Below are 17375 nucleotides of genomic sequence, written 5' to 3'. Positions count from 1 at the left end.
ATGTCGACGCGCACCGAGGACTACACCACTGATCTGTTGAGCCGGCGCCGGACCCTGGCGGGCATCGTCGCCGCCGGCATCGCCGGCGGGGTGGTGACGCTGGCCGCGTGGCTGCTGCTCCGGCTGACCAGCTGGCCGGCCTTCAACACGTCGAACATGACGTACGCGTTGTCGACGGTCGCGACCGTCGTCACGCTCCTGGTCCTCGGGGCGCTGACCCTCGCCTGGTTGTTTGATGAGCAGAAGGCGAGGGGGCGTCGCGAAGCAGGTGGGGATGAGGCCATCCGGCGGCCACGCTGGCGCGTGATCCTCACCTACCTCGTCTCCTATCTCTCACCGGCGGCGCTGGTGCTCTCCACAACCGCGATCCCGTTGTCCGCCACGCGTCTGTACCTGGACGGGGTGCAGGTCGACCAGCGCTTCCGCACCCAGTTCCTCACGCGGATGGCCACGACGTGGGGCAACCAGGACATGAACTACATCGACCTGCCCACCTACTACCCGCTGGGCTGGTTCTGGGGCGGCGGCCGGCTGGCCAACCTGCTGGGTATCCCGGGCTGGGAGGTGTACCAGCCGTGGGCGCTGATCTCCTTCGCCGTGGTCGGCTGCATGCTGGTGCCGGTGTGGCAGCGCCTGAGCGGTTCGCTGCCGGTGGCGGTGGCCATCGCGCTGGTCACACTGTGCGTTGCGCTGGTGATGAGCCCGGAGGAGCCCTACGGTGCGGTTGTCGCCATGGGTGCCCCGGCGGCCACCGTGCTGGTGGGCCGGGCGCTGCTGGGTTCGTGGTTCGCCACGGTGGGCATAGCCCTCTACCTGGGTGTCTCGGCGAGCTTCTACACCCTGTACACCGGTGCGGTGGCGCTGTCGGTGGTGGCCATCGGCACGCTCTTCGCCGCGATCTTCTTCCGCACCTGGCGTCCACTGCTCCACCTGCTGGTCATGGGCGTCGGTTCCATCCTCATCGCCCTGGTGACGTGGGGGCCGTACCTGTGGCTCACCGTCACCGGGCACCCCTCGGACGGTTCCGCCGCCCCGAACTATCTGCCGTTGGAGGGCGCGCAGGTGCCGGTACCCTTCCTCTCGGCCTCGGTGATCGGCCTGCTGTGCCTCTTCGGCCTGATCTGGCTGGTCATCCGGGCCACGGACCTGGACGCCCGCAGCATGGGCATCGCCCTGGTCGGCTTCTACCTGTGGTCCATCGGCTCGATGGTATTCACACTGGCCGGCACAACGCTGCTGGGTTTCCGCGTGGACATCCTCATCGTCTCGCAGCTGGCCACCGCCGGTGTTCTGGCACTGGCACAGCTGCGGCTCCTCGGGGTGGAGGCGCTCTACCCGGACCGGCTGGACGCACGCGCCCGCCGCTACATCACGGTGCTCATGGTGGTCATCCTCGCCGGCGGTGGTCTGCACTACGCGCAGCAGATCCCGGTGGTCAACCAGCGCGCCATCGACCAGGCCTACGCCGACACCGACGGCTACGGGGAACGCGCCGACCGGTTCGCCGCAGACTCCGGCCGCTATTATCCGGCGATCGACGAGGAGATCCGCTCCCACGGCCACGACCCGCTGGACACGGTGGTGCTCACCGACGAGATCAACTTCATGTCCTTCCACCCCTACTTCGGGTTCCAGGCCTTCACCAGCCACTACGCCAACCCGCTGGGTGAGTTCAACGCCCGCAACGAGACGATCGGCGACTGGGCCACCGGCTCCTGGGAGGAGTTGTCCGACCCCGCGGCCTTCGAGGAGGCACTCACCGGTACCCCGTGGCGGGGCCCGGACGTGTTCATCCTCCGCGGCACGCTGGACCAGCCCGTCGGGGACGCCCCGGATGCGGGGTGGAAGACCCATCTGTCGGAGGACATCTTCCCCAACAACCCGAACACCCGTTACCACGGCATCTTCTTCAATCCGGAGGTCTTCCGCGCAGATCTGTGGCATACCTCCCAGATCGGCCCCTTCGTTGTGGCGACGCGTATAAAGGACGCGGGCTGACGTAGACTCCACTTCTGTGTCTGCAACTGCCGTGTCTAACCGTGAGACGTCCCCCGCCCCGCACGCGGGCAGGGACACCGCCCCGGAATGGCTGAAGAACGTCGCGATCATCTCCGGCCTGCTGGGGTTCCTGCTGTTTCTGGCGACCCCGTTTCTGCCGGTCAACCAGACCCAGGCGTCCTTCTCCTGGCCGCAGGGTGACAGCCTCAACTCTGTCAACGCACCGCTGGTCTCCTATGCGCCGGAGCGCATCGACATCACCGTGCCCGTCGCGGAGGCCATCGACGGTCTCCGGGAGGATCAGACCCTCCTGCTGTCGACGCTGCCGGCCGATTCGACCGACGCGACCTCCCGTGGCCTGTTCGTCCGCTCCTGGGAGGGCGGGGTTGACGTGGTCATCCGGGACCAGGTGCCCTTCGAGCTGAGTGCGGAGGAGGTCGCCGAGCTTCCCGGCGACGCCGTGCTCACCATCTCCTCGACGGAGGAGGAGACCGTTGTGTCGGTCCCGGGGGTCCGGGACTCCGACGGCGATGAGCTCGAGGGCATCATCGAGGAGGAGGATGTCCGACCGCAGGTCACGGGCATCTACACCGAGATCGACGACACCGCCGGTAACCACGACGCGCTTGTCGACGCCGGCCTCACCGTCGACGTCGAGATCAACTCGCGTTTCACCTCCGCGCCCTCGGCGCTGAAGTACATCGCCATGTTCGGCGGCCTGCTCTGCGTTCTGGTCGCCCTGTGGGCGCTGCAGCGGATGGACCGCCTGGACGGGCGGACGTCGCGACGCTTCCTGCCCCAGGGCTGGTGGCGTCCCCGCCCGCTCGACGGTGTGGTGGGTTTCGTCCTCGTGTACTGGCATATCTTCGGTGCCAACACCTCCGACGACGGTTTCATCTTCACCATGGCCCGGGTCTCCGAGAACGCCGGTTACATCGCGAACTACTACCGCTGGTTCGGCGTACCCGAATCACCCTTCGGCTCCCCGTTCTACGACCTGCTGGCCCTGTTCACCCAGGTGTCCACCGCCTCGGTGTGGATGCGGGTGCCGGCGCTGCTGTCCGGCCTCGTCATCTGGTTCGTGCTCTCCCGCGAGATCATCCCCCGCCTGGGCGCGCGTATCGACGGCCGCCGCGTGGCCCACTGGACCGCCGCGATGGTCTTCCTGTCCTTCTGGCTGCCCTACAACAACGGCACCCGTCCCGAGCCGATCATCGCCATGGGTGCGCTGCTGACGTGGGCCTCCTTCGAGCGTTCCATCGCCACCTCCCGGCTGCTGCCCGCGGCCGTCGGTGTCATCCTCGCGACGCTCTCCCTCAGCGCCGGACCCACCGGGCTCATGGCCGTGGCCGCCCTGCTCGCCTCCCTGTCGAGCATCATCCGCATCATCAACCGCCGGCTGCCCCTGCTGGGTGCGGGTGAGGGGGCCTCCCGGGGCAGCGTATTCAAGGCCGTCGCGGCGATGGCCGCGCCCTTCCTGGCCGGTGGCACAGCGATCCTCATCGCCGTCTTCGGCGACCAGACCCTGGCCTCCGTGCTCGAATCCATCCGCGTCCGCTCCGCGAAGGGCCCTGCCCTGAGCTGGTACGACGAATGGGTGCGCTACCAGACGCTCATGGAGCAGACCGTCGACGGTTCCCTGACCCGCCGCTTCGCGGTGATCATGCTCCTCCTGTGCCTGGCCATCGTCATCGCCGCGATACTGCGCAACGGCCGGGTCCCGGGCGCGGCGAAGGATCCCTCGTTGCGGCTGGTGCTCATCATCTTCGGCACCATGTTCTTCATGATGTTCACGCCGACCAAGTGGACCCACCACTTCGGCGTCTACGCAGGTATCGCCGGTGCCCTGGCAGCGCTGGCCGCCGTGGCGTTGAGCACGATGGCGCTACGCTCCAGCCGGGCCCGCACCCTCATGATCGGCGCCGTCGTCTTCCTCATGGCGATCTCCCTGGCCGGTATCAACGGCTGGTGGTACGTCTCCAGCTTCGGCGTCCCGTGGTTCGACAAGACGGTCCAGTTCAAGGGCTTCGAGGCCTCCACCCTGGTCCTGTTCATCGCGCTGGTCATCCTCGTCATCGGTGTGGTCCAGTCCTTCATCGGCGATGTCCGCACCGCCCGCGCCGAACAGCAGGGCACACTCCGGCAGTTCGAGGCGGAGCAGGCCGACAAACGCTCCCGCTGGGCCGGTGTCGCCGCGGCACCCATCGCCGTGGCCAGCGCCCTGATCGTGCTGTTCTCCATGGCGTCCTTCGCCAAGGGCTTCATCTCCCAGACACCGGGTTACTCCGTCGGCATGGGCAACCTGCGTTCCCTGGCGGGCAACACGTGCAGCCTGGCCAACGACGCCCTCGTGGAGACCAACTCCAACGACTCCTTCCTCACCCCGGTCGGTGGGGTGGCGCTGGGTGAGTCCCTGGAATCCGAGGACAACCGCGGTTTCGAGGCCAACAACGTCCCGCCGTCCATCGGCCAGGACAGCGTCTCCACCTCCTCCGTCGGTGCCATCGCCGACGCCGAGAACGCCGGCGGTTCCGATGAGGCCACCGGCCAGGAGACCGGTAACACCGGTGGTGTGCGTGCCGAGGTCGGCGTCAACGGCTCCCGAGCCCGCCTGCCCTTCGACCTCGACTACACACAGGTCCCGGTCGTCGGCTCCTGGACCTCCGGTCAGCAGTACCCGGCCGACATCACCACCTCCTGGTATGAACTGCCCGAGCACACCGATGAGGCACCGCTCATCGTCGTCTCCGCTGCCGGACGTATCGAGCACTCCGACATCAACGGTGTGCGCCACAACGGCCAGGAGCTCCTGCTCGAGTACGGCACCCGCGGGGAGGACGGCCGCGTCCGCGACATCGACGAGACGGAGCTCCTCGACATCGGCCCGCTGCCCTCCTGGCGTAACCTGCGCCTGCCGATCGAGGCCCTGCCGGAGGAGGCCAACGTCATCCGCATCACCGCGACCGACCTCAGCCTCGACCCCGAGCAGTGGCTGGCCTTCACCCCACCGCGCGTGCCCACCCTGGACACGCTGGACAACATCGTCGGTTCCGAGGATCCGGGTCTGATCGACTGGGCGGTCGCCCTGCAGTTCCCCTGCCAGCGCACCTTCGACCACTTCGCCGGTGTCGCGGAGATCCCCGAGTTCCGCATCTCCCCCGACCACCCGGGCAAGGCGACGCTGACGCCGTTCCAGGACTACGACGGTGGTGGCGTCATGGGCACCGCCGAGGCCGTCAACTCCTCCTATGAGCTGCCGAGCTACACCAGGCAGGACTGGCACCGCGACTGGGGTTCCATCGAGATCTACGAACTGCGGACCAACTCCGCGGAGGTCGCCCCGGATGAGGCTGCGATCGACTACGAGCTCATCCAACGGCCGGGCTGGTGGAAACCCTCCAACATGAACATCACCACCAGCAACTGACCCGGGTTCTCCCGGACCGGCCCCTGGGCTCAGACCCCCAGCGGCCGGTCCGTGGGGGAAACCACGGCCGGCAGCGTGGTGGTGCCCATGAGGTCGGCGTCCACCGCTGCGGCGGCGGCCCGCCCCTCGGCGATGGCCCAGACGATCAGCGACTGGCCGCGGCCGTTGTCGCCGGCGACGTAGACACCCGGGACTGTGGAGCGGTAGGAGCCGTCGCGGACGATGCGTCCCCGATCGTTGAACGCCACGCCGAGTTCGGCATGGAGTCCGCCGGGCTCTGCACCGGTGAAACCCAGCGCGATGAGGACCAGGTCGGCCTCCACATCGAAGTCGGTGCCGGCCACGGGCACGCGGCGGCCGTCGACGACCTCGACCTTGTCGCCGTGAATCCCGTTCACGTGGCCGTCCACGCCGGTGAAGGCGACGGTGTTCACGGAGAACATGCGCCCGGCCAACGGGGCACCCACCTCGCGGTGGGCCAGGCCGAGGGCGACGATCTCATCGGCGGATTCATCGCCGGTGATGACGTACTCGCCCTCCTCGTGTGCGGTGGCCTGCCGCCAGATCAGCGGCTGCATGGGCCAGGGGGTGGACCCGGCCCGTTCGCGGGGTGCCTTCGGACGGATGTCGAACTGGGTGACACCCGCCGCCCCCTGGCGCAGGGCGCTGCCGAAGCAGTCGGTTCCGGTGTCGCCGCCGCCGATGATGACCACGCGCCGGCCGCGGGCGTTGATCGCCGGAGCCGAAGCCGAGGCGTGCGCCAGGAAGTCCATGGCGTGGTGGATGCCGGCCAGCTCCCGGCCGGGGACGTCGAGCTCGCGGGGCACGGGGGTGCCGGTGGCGAGGACGGTGGCGCTGAACAGCGCCAGCTCCGCGGCTGTGGGTGCGGCACCGGTGCGGAAGATGGTGCCCTCGGCGCGCATCTGCTCCAGGCGGCGGTCGAGGAAGCGGGACTCGAGTTTGTACTCGGGCACGCCGTAGCGCATGAGGCCACCGGGCTCGGCGTCGCGTTCGAAGACGGTGACATCATGCCCGGCGCGGGTGAGCTGCTGTGCGGCGGTCAGGCCTGCGGGTCCGCTGCCGACGACCGCGACGGATTTCCCCGTGCGGGTGGCGGGTCGGAGGGGGGTGGCCCAGCCTGCGCGGAAGCCGTGTTCGGCGATGGCGAGTTCGATCTCGCGGATGGTCACGGCGTCGTCGTTGATGCCGAGCACGCAGGCGCCCTCGCAGGGGGCGGGGCAGACACGGCCGGTGAACTCGGGGAAGTTGTTGGTGGCGTGCAGCCGGTCCCAGGCCTCCCGCCAGCGGTCGCGGCGCACCAGGTCATTCCACTCGGGGATGATGTTGCCGAGTGGACAGCCGGCGTGGCAGAAGGGTACGCCGCAGTCCATGCAGCGGGCGGACTGTTCGGTGTGCCGGGCGGGGTGGCCGTGGTCGTGTACCTCGCGCCAGTCGAGCAGGCGCAGCCGCACCGGGCGGTGGGATGCTTCGGTGCGGGCGTGGTTGATGAAGCCGTGTGGATCAGCCATGGTGGACAGCCTCCCGGGTGGGGATGAGGGTGCGCCGGTAGTCGCGCGGGATGATCTTGAGCAGGTCGTGGGCCTGCCAGGGGGTGGTGGAGCCGGTGAGCCGGCGGTGGCGGTCGATGAGACGGGTGAGGAAGTCGAGGTCGTGCCCGTCGAGCTTCTCGACGTCCACGAGCCCCGGGTTGATCTTCCGTGTCAGGTCGCCGACGGGGGCGAGGTAGGCGATGCCGCCGGACATGCCGGCGCCGAAGTTCTCGCCGACCTCGCCGAGGACGACGACGCGCCCCCCGGTCATGTACTCGCAGCCGTGGTTGCCGATACCCTCGACGACCGCGGTGGCTCCGGAGTTGCGGACGCAGAAGCGTTCGCCGACCCCGCCGCGGATGAGGATCTCGCCGCTGGTGGCGCCGAAGCCGATGACGTTGCCGCCGATGATGTCGGGGTCCGCACCCGCCAGCTGGGGCGGGGCCTGCAGATGCGGCCGGAGGATGACCCGACCACCGGACAGCCCCTTGGCCAGGAAGTCGTTGGCGTCGCCGACCAGGTCGAGGGTGAGTCCGGCGGGCAGGAAGGCACCGGCGGAATTGCCGGCGGAGCCGGTGAGCCGGACGCGGACGGTGTCCTCCGGCAGGCCCGCTCCCCCGGTCAGGCGGGTGATGCGGGAACCGGTGAGCGTGCCCACGGTCCGGTCGGTGTTGCGGACCGGGTAGGCCAGGTCGATGCGTGCGCCACCGTCCAGGGCCGCGGAGCGGATGGTGGGGGTGGCGTCGGCGAGCAGTCGCTCATCGAGGACCCCGTCGAGCCCGGTCTCCTGCGCGGTGGTGCAACGCGGGGCCTGCCCGGGGAAGAAGGGGGAGTCGGCGGCGTGCAGGAGGGGTGCGAGGTCGAGCCGGGCGGCCCGCGGGTGGGCGGCGGTGAAGGCGGCGTCGACACGCTGGCGCAGGACCTGGGACTGGCCGACGGCCTCGTCGATGCTGCGGAAGCCCAATGCTGCCAGGTGTTCGCGGACCTCCTCCGCGAGGAAGGTGAAGAAGTTGACCACGTGCTCGGCACGGCCGGTGAATTTCGCCCGCAGGTCCGGGTTCTGGGTGGCGATACCCACCGGGCAGGTGTCGAGGTGGCAGACGCGCATCATGATGCAGCCCTCCACGACGAGCGGGGCGGTGGCGAAACCGAATTCCTCTGCGCCGAGCAGGGCGGCGACGATGACGTCGCGGCCGGTCTTGAGCTGGCCGTCGCACTGCACCCGGACGCGGTCGCGCAGGCCACCCCGCCGGAGGGTCTGCTGGGTTTCGGCGAGACCGAGTTCCCAGGGTCCGCCGGCATGCTTGAGGCTGGTCAGCGGAGAGGCGCCGGTGCCGCCGTCGTGTCCGGAGATGAGGACGACGTCGGCGTGCGCCTTCGCCACCCCGGCCGCAACGGTGCCCACCCCCTGTTCGGCGACGAGTTTCACGTGAACCCGGGCCTGCGGGTTGGCGTTGCGCAGGTCGAAGATGAGCTGGGCGAGGTCCTCGATGGAGTAGATGTCGTGGTGCGGCGGCGGGGAGATCAGCCCGACGCCGGGCGTGGTGATGCGCACCTTCGCGATCCACGGGTAGACCTTCTCCGGCGGCAGCTGGCCACCCTCACCGGGCTTGGCGCCCTGGGCCATCTTGATCTGGATGTCGGTGCAGTTGTTCAGGTAGTGGCTGGTCACGCCGAAGCGTCCCGAGGCAACCTGCTTGATGGCGGAACGCCGCCAGCTGCCGTCCGCACCGGGGTGGAAACGCTCGGGGTCCTCGCCGCCCTCGCCGGAATTGGACATCCCGCCGAGCCGGTTCAGGGCGATGGCCAGCGTCTCGTGCGCCTCCGCGGAGATGGAACCGTAGGACATGGCGCCCGTCGAGAAGCGCTTCACGATCTCGTTGACCGGTTCGACCTCATCCAGCGGCACCGGCGGGCGGTCGGAGTGGAACTCGAGCATGCCGCGCAGGGTGGCCAGGCGGGTGGACTGCTCGTCGACGGCACGGGTGTAGTCGCGGAAGATCGAGTACTGGCCGGTGCGGGTGGCGTGCTGCAGCTTGAAGATGGTCTCCGGGTTGAACAGGTGGTACTCCCCCTCCCGACGCCACCGGTACTCCCCGCCGGGGTCGCGCTCGGGACGGGTGGCCCCGGCCGGGTGGGGGTGGAAGGCGAAGCGGTGGCGGGCCGCGACGTCCGCGGCCAGCTCATCCAGGCCCACGCCGGAGATGGGTGAGGGCAGGCCGCCGAAGAAGGCGTCGAGAAGCTCCTGGGACAGGCCGGTGACATCAGCGAGCTGCGCACCGCGGTAGGAGGCGACGGTGGAGATGCCCATCTTGGACATGACCTTGAGCACCCCCGTGGTGGCCGCGGTGACGTAATTGGTGCAGGCGGCATCGAGGTCCAGCTCGCCCAGGCGGCCGGCCAGCCGCAGCTCATCGATGGTCTCGAAGGCCAGGTAGGGGTTGACGGCGTCGGCGCCGAAGGCCAGCAGCATGGCCAGGTGGTGGACCTCGCGGGCATCGCCTGATTCCACGATGAGGGAGGCGCGCAGGCGGGTGCGTTCGGTGACCAGGTGCTGGTGCACCGCGGAGGTGAGCAGCAGGGCGGGGATCGGAGCGAGCTCCGCATCGGATTCGCGGTCGGAGAGCACGATGAGGCCGGCGCCTTCGAGGATGGCCGCGTCGACCTCGGCGAGGACGCGCTCCAGTGCGCGGCGCATGCCCGCCGCGCCCTGAGCCACGGGGTAGAGCCCGGAGATGACCGCCGATCGGAAGGCGGGCCATTCCCCCTGGTCATCAGCATGGACCAGGGTGGCGAAGTGGTGGTTGTCCAGCACCGGGGTCTCCAACCGGATGCGGCGGGCGGCCTCAGCGGAGGGGTTGAGCACGTCGGACTGCGCGCCCAACAGGGTGATCATGGAGGTGACGGACTTCTCCCGGATGGCGTCCAGCGGCGGGTTGGTCACCTGGGCGAAACGCTGGGCGAAGAAGTCGTAGAGCATCCGCGGGCGGGCAGAAAGCGCCGCGATGGGGGTGTCGGAGCCCATGGAGCCGATGGCCTCGGCGGCGTTGCGCGCCATGGGCCCGATGATGAGGTCGACGTCCTCCTCGGTGATGCCGAAGACCCGCTGGCGCAGCACCACCCGCTCATGCGGCATGTAGCGGTAGCGGGTCTGCGGCAGCCCGGCCAACGGGACGAAATTCTCCGTGATCCACTTCCCGTAGGGGGCGGCACCGGCGAGTCCGGCCTTGATCTCGGCGTCCCCGACGATGCGGCCGGCGGCGGTGTCCACGAGGAACATCTTCCCCGGCTGCACCCGGGTGCGCTTGGCCACACGCTCCGGTGCAATATCCACGACACCGGCCTCGGAGGCCATGATGACGGTGTCGTCCGTGGTGATCCACACGCGCCCGGGGCGCAGACCGTTGCGGTCGAGGACGGCACCGATGAGGCGGCCGTCGGTGAAGGCGATGGCGGCCGGGCCGTCCCACGGCTCCATGAGGCAGGAGTGGTACTCGTAGAATCTGCGCAGCTCAGGATCGAGGGTGGGGTTGTGCTCCCAGGCCTGCGGCACCATCATCGCCACGGCGTGCGGCAGCGGGTAACCGCCGAGGTGGAGCAGTTCCAGGGCCTCGTCGAAACGCGCGGTGTCCGAACCCGAGGGCGTGCACACGGGCAGGATGCGTTCCAGGCTGCCGAGCTCCGGGGAGGTGATCAGGGCCTCGCGGGCCCGCATCCAGTTCTCGTTGCCGGTGACGGTGTTGATCTCCCCGTTGTGGGCGACCAGCCGGTAGGGGTGCGCCAGCGGCCAGGAGGGGAAGGTGTTGGTGGAGAAACGTGAGTGCACCATGGCCAGCGCGGACTCCAGGCGTGGATCGCGCAGGTCAGGGTAGAAGGCGGCCAGCTGCGGGGTGGTGAGCATGCCCTTGTAGATGATCGTGCGCGCGCTCAACGAGGGGAAGTACACCCCGGGTAGTTCCCGCTCGCAGCGCTTGCGGACGAAGAACATCACCCGGTCGAGTTCGATGCCCGTCCGCTCCCCCGCGGCGAGGAAGATCTGGTGGAAGGAGGGCATCGCGGCCAGGGCCATCGAGCCCAGGCCTGTCGGCTCGACCGGCACCTCGCGCCAACCGAGGACACGGGCGCCCTCCTCCCGGGCGATGGTCCCGATGGCGCGCCGGGCGGCGGGGACGGCGGCGGCGTCGGCGGGCAGGAAGACGATGCCGGTGGCGTAGGCACCCGGCGCGGGCAGCTCGAAGTCGACGACCGCGCGGTAGAGGCTGTCGGGGATCTGCAGGAGGATGCCGGTGCCGTCTCCGGTGTTCTTCTCCGCGCCGGCGGCTCCGCGGTGGTCGATGTTGGCCAGGATCTGCAGGCCGTGGTCCACGATGCTTCTCGACGCCCGCCCGTGCAGGTCAGCGACAAATCCGACGCCGCAGGCGTCGTGTTCGTGGGCCGGGTTGTAGAGCCCCTGTCTGTGCATTTCTGCCTCCTCACGAGTTATCTGTCTGTCGATCTACAGAAAACTACACCTGAGCCTGTCGCGCAATAGGTAATGGCACCGAAGTAGAGAATTTCACTGCCCGGAACGGCGTGACCTGCGCCACACATTCAGCCATACTGGAGACACACGGGCCGCACCAGGAGAGGAACGCGTATGTCCTTCCAGGAAGCAATGGAGATCACCGGGCAACTTGTCGATGTCGCCGGCGTCGCCGCGATGGTGATCGGCATCCTCGTGGCCACCCTCCTCGCCGGCGGTGCACTGCTCCGCCGACGCAGAGGCGAGGACGTCTACCACCGCTACCGGCAGCAGCTGGGCCGCTCCATCCTCCTCGGCCTGGAGCTGCTCGTCGCGGCCGACATCATCCGCACCGTGGCGATCACCCCCACCTTCCAGTCGGTGGGGGTCCTGGGCCTGATCGTGATCATCAGGACCTTCCTCAGCTTCTCCCTGGAACTGGAGGTCACCGGCCGCTGGCCCTGGCAGAAAGAGGAGCAGACCGCGGAGACCTGAACCGGGCGCGGAGGGTCAGTCCGGCAGGTTCGGCTGGAATTCCAGCCCCTCGGCCGCCGCGATCCGGACCGGGCCGTCAGTATCCGTGGCCCCGGTACGCACCACTCCCTGGTCGCGCAGCTGCGCAACCACCTCATCCACCGTGCCCAGGTGCTCCCGCCAGCCCTCCCCACCGACCACCCGGGCGACATCGTCGGAAGCGAAGGCCTCTTCTCCGCGGGCACGGGCGAGTGTCCGCACGGTCGCGGCAATACGCTTGCGCTGCCCCTCCCCCGTGGGCTCCCACCAGGGATCACCCCGCTCCCCGAGCGCCACCTTCGCGTCATGGACCATCACCCGGGCGGCATCACCGTGTGTGCGGACCATGCGGCGTCCCGTCATGAGCGCCGAGACGAGCTCAGCGCGCAACGACTCCGGGATCGACGGGTCCGTGGCACGCCACCGCCGCCCCTTGACCACGATGTAGCGGCCATCCGGCGTGTGCTCCACATTCTCGCTGCCCATAATGCAACTCTACTGAGCCGAAAAGCTGCCAGGACCACGGAGCCCCACAAACTAGATGTCCATCCAGTGAACATTGATGTTTTCATGTGATCCCCCTCACCTAACGTTGCCGCCAATCCCGAACCCCTGGGTCAACAGAAACCGCAACGCTGAAAAGGACCGATCATGCCTACTTTCGAAAACAACCGCCCAGTGAAGGTCGCCATTGTCGGCGGCGGCATCGGAGGGCTCTCCGCAGCTGTCCTGCTACTCCAGCAGGGTCACGATGTCACCGTCTTCGAGCAGGCCCCGGAAATCAAGGAGGTGGGCGCAGGCCTGGTCATGGCCCCGAACGCCGTCCGTCTCCTGCGCCGCATGGGCGCACTGGACCGCTTCACCTCCACCGCTGTCCAGCTCGAGCAGGGCTGGGAGTTCCGTCGCTGGGACAACGGCACCGTGCTGTCGGTGGAGAACCTCGACACCCGCTGTCAGGAGCTCTACGGCGAGCACACCTATGTCTCCCACCGCGCTGATCTGTTGGAGGCCATCGGTGAACTGTTCCCGCCTGAGCGGCTGCACCTGGGCAGCCGCGTCGCCGACGTCGCACAGGATGCGGATGGAGTCACCCTGACCATGGAGGACGGCACCATCCACACCGCCGAGATCCTCATCGGCGCCGACGGTGTGCATTCGGTGGTCCGCCAGCACCTGGTCGGTACCTCCCCTGCCGAGGACTCCGGGATGTCGGCCTTCCGCTCCCTCGTCCCCGTGGACAAGGCTCCCGAATTCGCCCGCCGCCCCGCGCAGACCCTGTGGATCGGGCCCGAGCACCACCTCGTCCACTACCCCGTATCCTCCGGCAAGTACATCAACCTGGTGGCCTTCGCACCAGCCGGTGCGTACACCCGCGAATCGTGGACGGCGACGGTCGACCTCGAGGAGTTCCAGGCTGAATTCACCGGCTGGGACCCGCGCCTGGAGGAACTCATCGCCAACGCCGAGCGCCCCGGACGTTGGGCGCTGCTGGACCGCGCACCGCTGAAGCAGTGGTCCTACGGCCGGATCACGCTCATGGGCGATGCCGCTCACCCGATGTTCCCCTTCTTCGCCCAGGGCGCGGCGCAGGCCATCGAGGACGCCGCCGTGCTGGCTGACTCGGTCACCCGCTTCTCCGACGACCTGGAGACGGCACTGATCAACTACCAGGACCGCCGCATCGAGCGGGCCACCCGTCTCCAGGAGGCCAGCCACGCCCGTAAGGACATCAACCATCTTCCCGACGGGCCGGAGCAGCAGGCCCGTGATGCCGCATTGAACGAGGGAGATCCGCTGGTCAAGTCCGGTTGGATCTACTCCTATGACCCGGCCCAGGACATCGAGACGGGTGTGCTGGCATGATGCAGTTTGAGCACGTCACTCTGGGGCAGCGGGTCCTGTTCGGTTCCGGGCAATCCGCGGCACACCTGGCCGCCGAGGTCGACCGGATGGAGGCTGCCCGCGTGATGGTCATCGCCTCCGAATTCGAACGCCCCATGGCCGAGGTAGCCACCAACAGGATCACCCCGGTGCTGTGGTGGGACGAGGTGGTCATGCACGTCCCCGTCGAGGTCGCTGAACGCGCCCGCACCGCGGCTGCCGCGCATGATGTGGACCTGATCGTCTGCGTCGGAGGTGGCTCCACCACCGGACTGGCCAAGGCTATCGCCCTGACCTCCCGCATCCCGGTCATCGCCGTACCGACAACCTATGCCGGCTCAGAGGCCACCAATGTCTGGGGTCTGACCGAGGACCGCACCAAGACCACCGGCGTGGATGACCGGGTGCTGCCTGTCACCGTCATTTACGACGCCGACTTCACCCGCACCCTGCCGGTCGGCCTGTCCGTGTCCTCCGGTCTCAACGCCCTGGCGCACTGCGTGGACTCCCTGTGGGCCCCGAAGGCCGACCCCATCAACCATGCACTCGCCCTGGAAGCTGCCCGCGCTCTGGCCACGGGTCTGAGCGGCATCGTCACCGACCCGGAGGACATGACCCCACGCGAGCAGACCCTCTACGGCGCCTACCTCGCCGCGGTGTCCTTCGCCTCCGCCGGTTCCGGGCTGCACCACAAGATCTGCCACATCCTGGGCGGCACCTTCAACCTGCCACACGCCCAGACCCACGCCACTGTGCTGCCTTATGTCCTGGCCTTCAACGCCCCCGGTGTCCCCGAGTTAGCTGCACGTCTGGCGGCTGCCCTCGGCCGCCCCGGGGCCGAGGGGGAAGACCCTGCCCAGGCAGCCGTCGTAGCACTCAATGACCTGCGGGAACGCATCGACGCTCCGACCGCCCTGGCCGATCACGGCCTGGAAGCTGCGGACATCCCGGAGGCCACCCGACGTGTCCTGGCGGTTTTTCCGCCCACCAATCCCGCTCCCGCCACCGAGGAGGACATCACCCTCCTCCTGACTGCTGCACTCGAAGGAACCACGCCCACGCCGCGGGTGCCTTCCCGCCTGTGAATCGCCCGGTCCACTGACTCCACGGAGAAACCAATGAGCACCCCTGACACCACCCGTACATCCCCAACCGCGGACGAGCAGCAAGCCCGGGTCGAGGAGACCCTCATCCGCAACGTCCTGCGTTCCTTCGGCGACTGCGAGGATCCCCGACTCAAACAACTCATGCAGTCCCTGGTGACCTACCTGCACGCCTTCATCCGCGATGTCCGCCTGACCGAGGAGGAGTGGAACATCGCGATCGAATTCCTCACCGCCGTCGGCCACATCACCGACGACCGACGCCAAGAGTTCATCCTGCTCTCCGATGTGCTGGGCGTCTCGATGCAGACCATCAACGTCAACAACACCGCCTATAAAAACGCCACCGAGGCCACCGTCTTCGGCCCCTTCTTCGTCGACGATGCCCCCGAGATCCCCAACGGCGGGGACATCTCCGGCGGCGCCACCGGCCAACCCTGCTGGGTGGAGGGCACCGTCACCGACACGGACGGTAATCCCATCCCGGGAGCCCGCATCGAAGTGTGGGAAGCCGATGAGGACGGTTTCTACGATGTCCAGTACGACGACAACCGTGTCGCCGGCCGCGCCCACCTGTACTCCGACGAGAACGGCAACTACAGCTTCTGGGGACTGACACCGACCCCTTACCCGATCCCACATGACGGGCCGGTCGGCAAAATGCTCGAAGCGACCGGGCGCTCCCCCATGCGCGCGTCCCACCTGCACTTCATGGTCACCGCCCCCGAGAAGCGCACCCTGGTCACCCACATCTTCGTCACCGGTGATGACCTGCTGAAGTACGACACCGTCTTCGGGGTCAAGCAGTCCCTGATCAAGGACTTCACCGAACAACCCGCCGGCACCCCCACCCCGGACGGCCGGGACCTCGGTGACACCACCTGGGCACGCACCCGCTTCAACATCGCCCTCGCCCCCGCCAACATCTAATGTGCTTCTCCTGAAAGGAAGACCTGATCATGACCACCACAATGTCGGTCGGCCGTGTGTCGGCCAGGACCTGGGTGCCTCTTCTCTGTTGGATCGCCGTCGTTCTCGACGGCTATGACGCCGTGGTTCTCGGCGCAGTCCTGCCCTCCCTCCTCGACGATCCCGCCATCGACGTCACCCCCGCGACCGCGACGGGCATCGCCTCCGCCGGTCTATTCGGCATGATGCTGGGCGCCATGGCCATGGGTTTCCTCACCGACCGTTTCGGCCGGCGCAACCTCATGATGGGTTCCGTCCTGGTGTTCTCGGTGCTCACAGCGGCCTGTGCCCTGGCGGACAGCGCCACTACGCTGGGGATCCTGCGGTTCTTCGCCGGTGTCGGACTGGGAGGTTGCCTGCCCATCGCCATCGCCACGGTGACCGAATTCTCGGGACGGAATCGCGGTGCCAACTCAGTTACCCTGCTCATGACCGGCTACCACGTCGGTGCGGTGCTCACCGCCCTGCTGAGCATCGTCGTCCTCGCCGAGTCCGGCACCAACTGGCGGCTGATGTTCATCCTGGGCGCCCTCCCGGCTCTGGTCCTGCTGCCCCTGATGTGGGCTCTCCTGCCTGACTCCCCGCAGTACCTGCAGGCCCGCGGCCGGTCCGAGGATGCCCGGCGTATCGCGGAGAAGTACCATCTTCCGCTCGCAGACCCTGCCACCCAGGACCAGACCGACAACGCTGGGAAGACCAACTCCTTCCGCACCCTGTTCTCCCCTGAATTCCGGTGGACGATTCCGCTGATGTGGATCGGCGCATTCATGGGTCTCCTGCTCGTCTACGGCCTGAATACCTGGCTGCCCCAGATCATGCGGGCCGCCGACTTCGATCTGGGCAATGCACTGGGGCTGCTGATGGTCCTCAACATTGGTGCCGTCATCGGTCTCCTGTTCGCCGGACGCATCGCTGATGCGATCAGCCCGCGACGCGCCGCATTCTTCTGGTTCCTCGGATCCGCCCTGATGTTGGCGCTGCTGGCCGTCAGGCTGCCGGTGTTCGGCACTTATGCTCTGGTCTTCATCACCGGCGTCTTCGTGTTCTCCGCGCAAAACCTGGTCAACGCTTTCGTGGCCACGCATCATCCCGCCGCCATCCGTGGCACGGCACTCGGCATGGCCCTGGGTGTCGGCCGACTGGGCGCCATCAGCGGCCCCATCATCGGTGGCACTCTCGTCACCGCCGGCATCGCCTACCCCTGGGGCTTCTACGCCTTCGCCGCTGTCGGTCTGCTCGGCGCGGCTGCCATGGCGGTGGCCGGTGGAGTCCTCAAGATGCAGAACGCGAATCGGCAGGGCGGGGCGCCCCGCACCGCGGCTCCCGCCACCGCGGAATCGGTCGACGCAGCTCTCCGCTGACGTCTCCTCCGCTGCTCCACCCGACGGGCGTTCCCTCTACGGAGGGGACGCCCGTCGCGCTTTCCACCTGTC

Annotated in this window: 10 protein-coding genes; 7 read left to right on the top strand and 3 right to left on the bottom strand. The window is 68.2% G+C overall.

Going from position 1 to position 17375, the window contains the following annotated elements; translation table 11 throughout:
- The gene (locus tag NYP18_RS00920) at positions 1-1998 is read left to right on the top strand and encodes a galactan 5-O-arabinofuranosyltransferase (RefSeq protein WP_259426259.1); all 1998 of its coding nucleotides are present in this window, start codon (positions 1-3) and stop codon (positions 1996-1998) included.
- 16 nt (positions 1999-2014) lie between these two features.
- Positions 2015-5425, top strand: a complete 3411-nt coding sequence (locus NYP18_RS00915; RefSeq protein ID WP_259426258.1) for an arabinosyltransferase domain-containing protein — start codon at positions 2015-2017, stop codon at positions 5423-5425.
- Between the two features lie 29 nt (positions 5426-5454).
- Here the strand turns inward: NYP18_RS00915 and NYP18_RS00910 are convergent, their stop codons facing one another.
- Together NYP18_RS00910 and gltB are read right to left on the bottom strand one after the other, a co-directional pair.
- A complete protein-coding gene (locus NYP18_RS00910) occupies positions 5455-6954 on the bottom strand; it encodes a glutamate synthase subunit beta (RefSeq protein WP_259426257.1) in 1500 nt (499 codons plus the stop codon).
- Positions 6947-11437, bottom strand: coding sequence for a glutamate synthase large subunit (gene gltB / locus NYP18_RS00905; protein WP_259426256.1), 4491 nt, complete (start codon positions 11435-11437; stop codon positions 6947-6949). Before gltB ends, NYP18_RS00910 begins: the two co-directional genes overlap by 8 nt.
- Before the next feature lie 174 nt (positions 11438-11611).
- Between gltB and NYP18_RS00900 the strand changes: the two genes are divergently transcribed.
- Complete coding sequence (locus NYP18_RS00900) at positions 11612-11971, top strand: DUF1622 domain-containing protein (RefSeq protein ID WP_259426255.1); 360 nt, start codon at positions 11612-11614, stop codon at positions 11969-11971.
- Positions 11972-11986: 15 nt separating this feature from the next.
- Here the strand turns inward: NYP18_RS00900 and NYP18_RS00895 are convergent, their stop codons facing one another.
- Positions 11987-12475 (bottom strand): DUF3253 domain-containing protein, encoded by a 489-nt coding sequence (locus tag NYP18_RS00895; RefSeq protein WP_259426254.1) that lies wholly within the window; start codon positions 12473-12475, stop codon positions 11987-11989.
- Positions 12476-12640: 165 nt separating this feature from the next.
- On the opposite strand from NYP18_RS00895, the gene NYP18_RS00890 reads away from it, so the two are divergent.
- The 4 genes from NYP18_RS00890 to NYP18_RS00875 are packed head-to-tail and all read left to right on the top strand — an operon-like array spanning position 12641 to position 17303.
- Entirely contained in the window at positions 12641-13852 is a 1212-nt protein-coding gene (locus NYP18_RS00890; protein ID WP_259426253.1) for an FAD-dependent oxidoreductase, read from the top strand.
- A complete protein-coding gene (locus tag NYP18_RS00885; protein WP_259426741.1) occupies positions 13852-14955 on the top strand; it encodes a maleylacetate reductase in 1104 nt (367 codons plus the stop codon). The genes NYP18_RS00890 and NYP18_RS00885 overlap by 1 nt, the downstream gene beginning before the upstream one ends.
- 33 nt (positions 14956-14988) lie before the next feature.
- Positions 14989-15903 (top strand): dioxygenase family protein, encoded by a 915-nt coding sequence (locus tag NYP18_RS00880; protein WP_259426252.1) that lies wholly within the window; start codon positions 14989-14991, stop codon positions 15901-15903.
- A gap of 29 nt (positions 15904-15932) precedes the next feature.
- On the top strand, positions 15933-17303 hold the full coding sequence (locus tag NYP18_RS00875) for an MFS transporter (protein ID WP_259426251.1): 1371 nt from the start codon (positions 15933-15935) through the stop codon (positions 17301-17303).
- Positions 17304-17375: the final 72 nt, after the last annotated feature.

The sequence above is a fragment of the Corynebacterium lemuris genome (assembly GCF_024919295.1).
In the GTDB taxonomy this organism is placed as follows: Bacteria; Actinomycetota; Actinomycetes; order Mycobacteriales; family Mycobacteriaceae; genus Corynebacterium; species Corynebacterium lemuris.
This window is presented reverse-complemented; position numbering and strand designations above follow the sequence as displayed.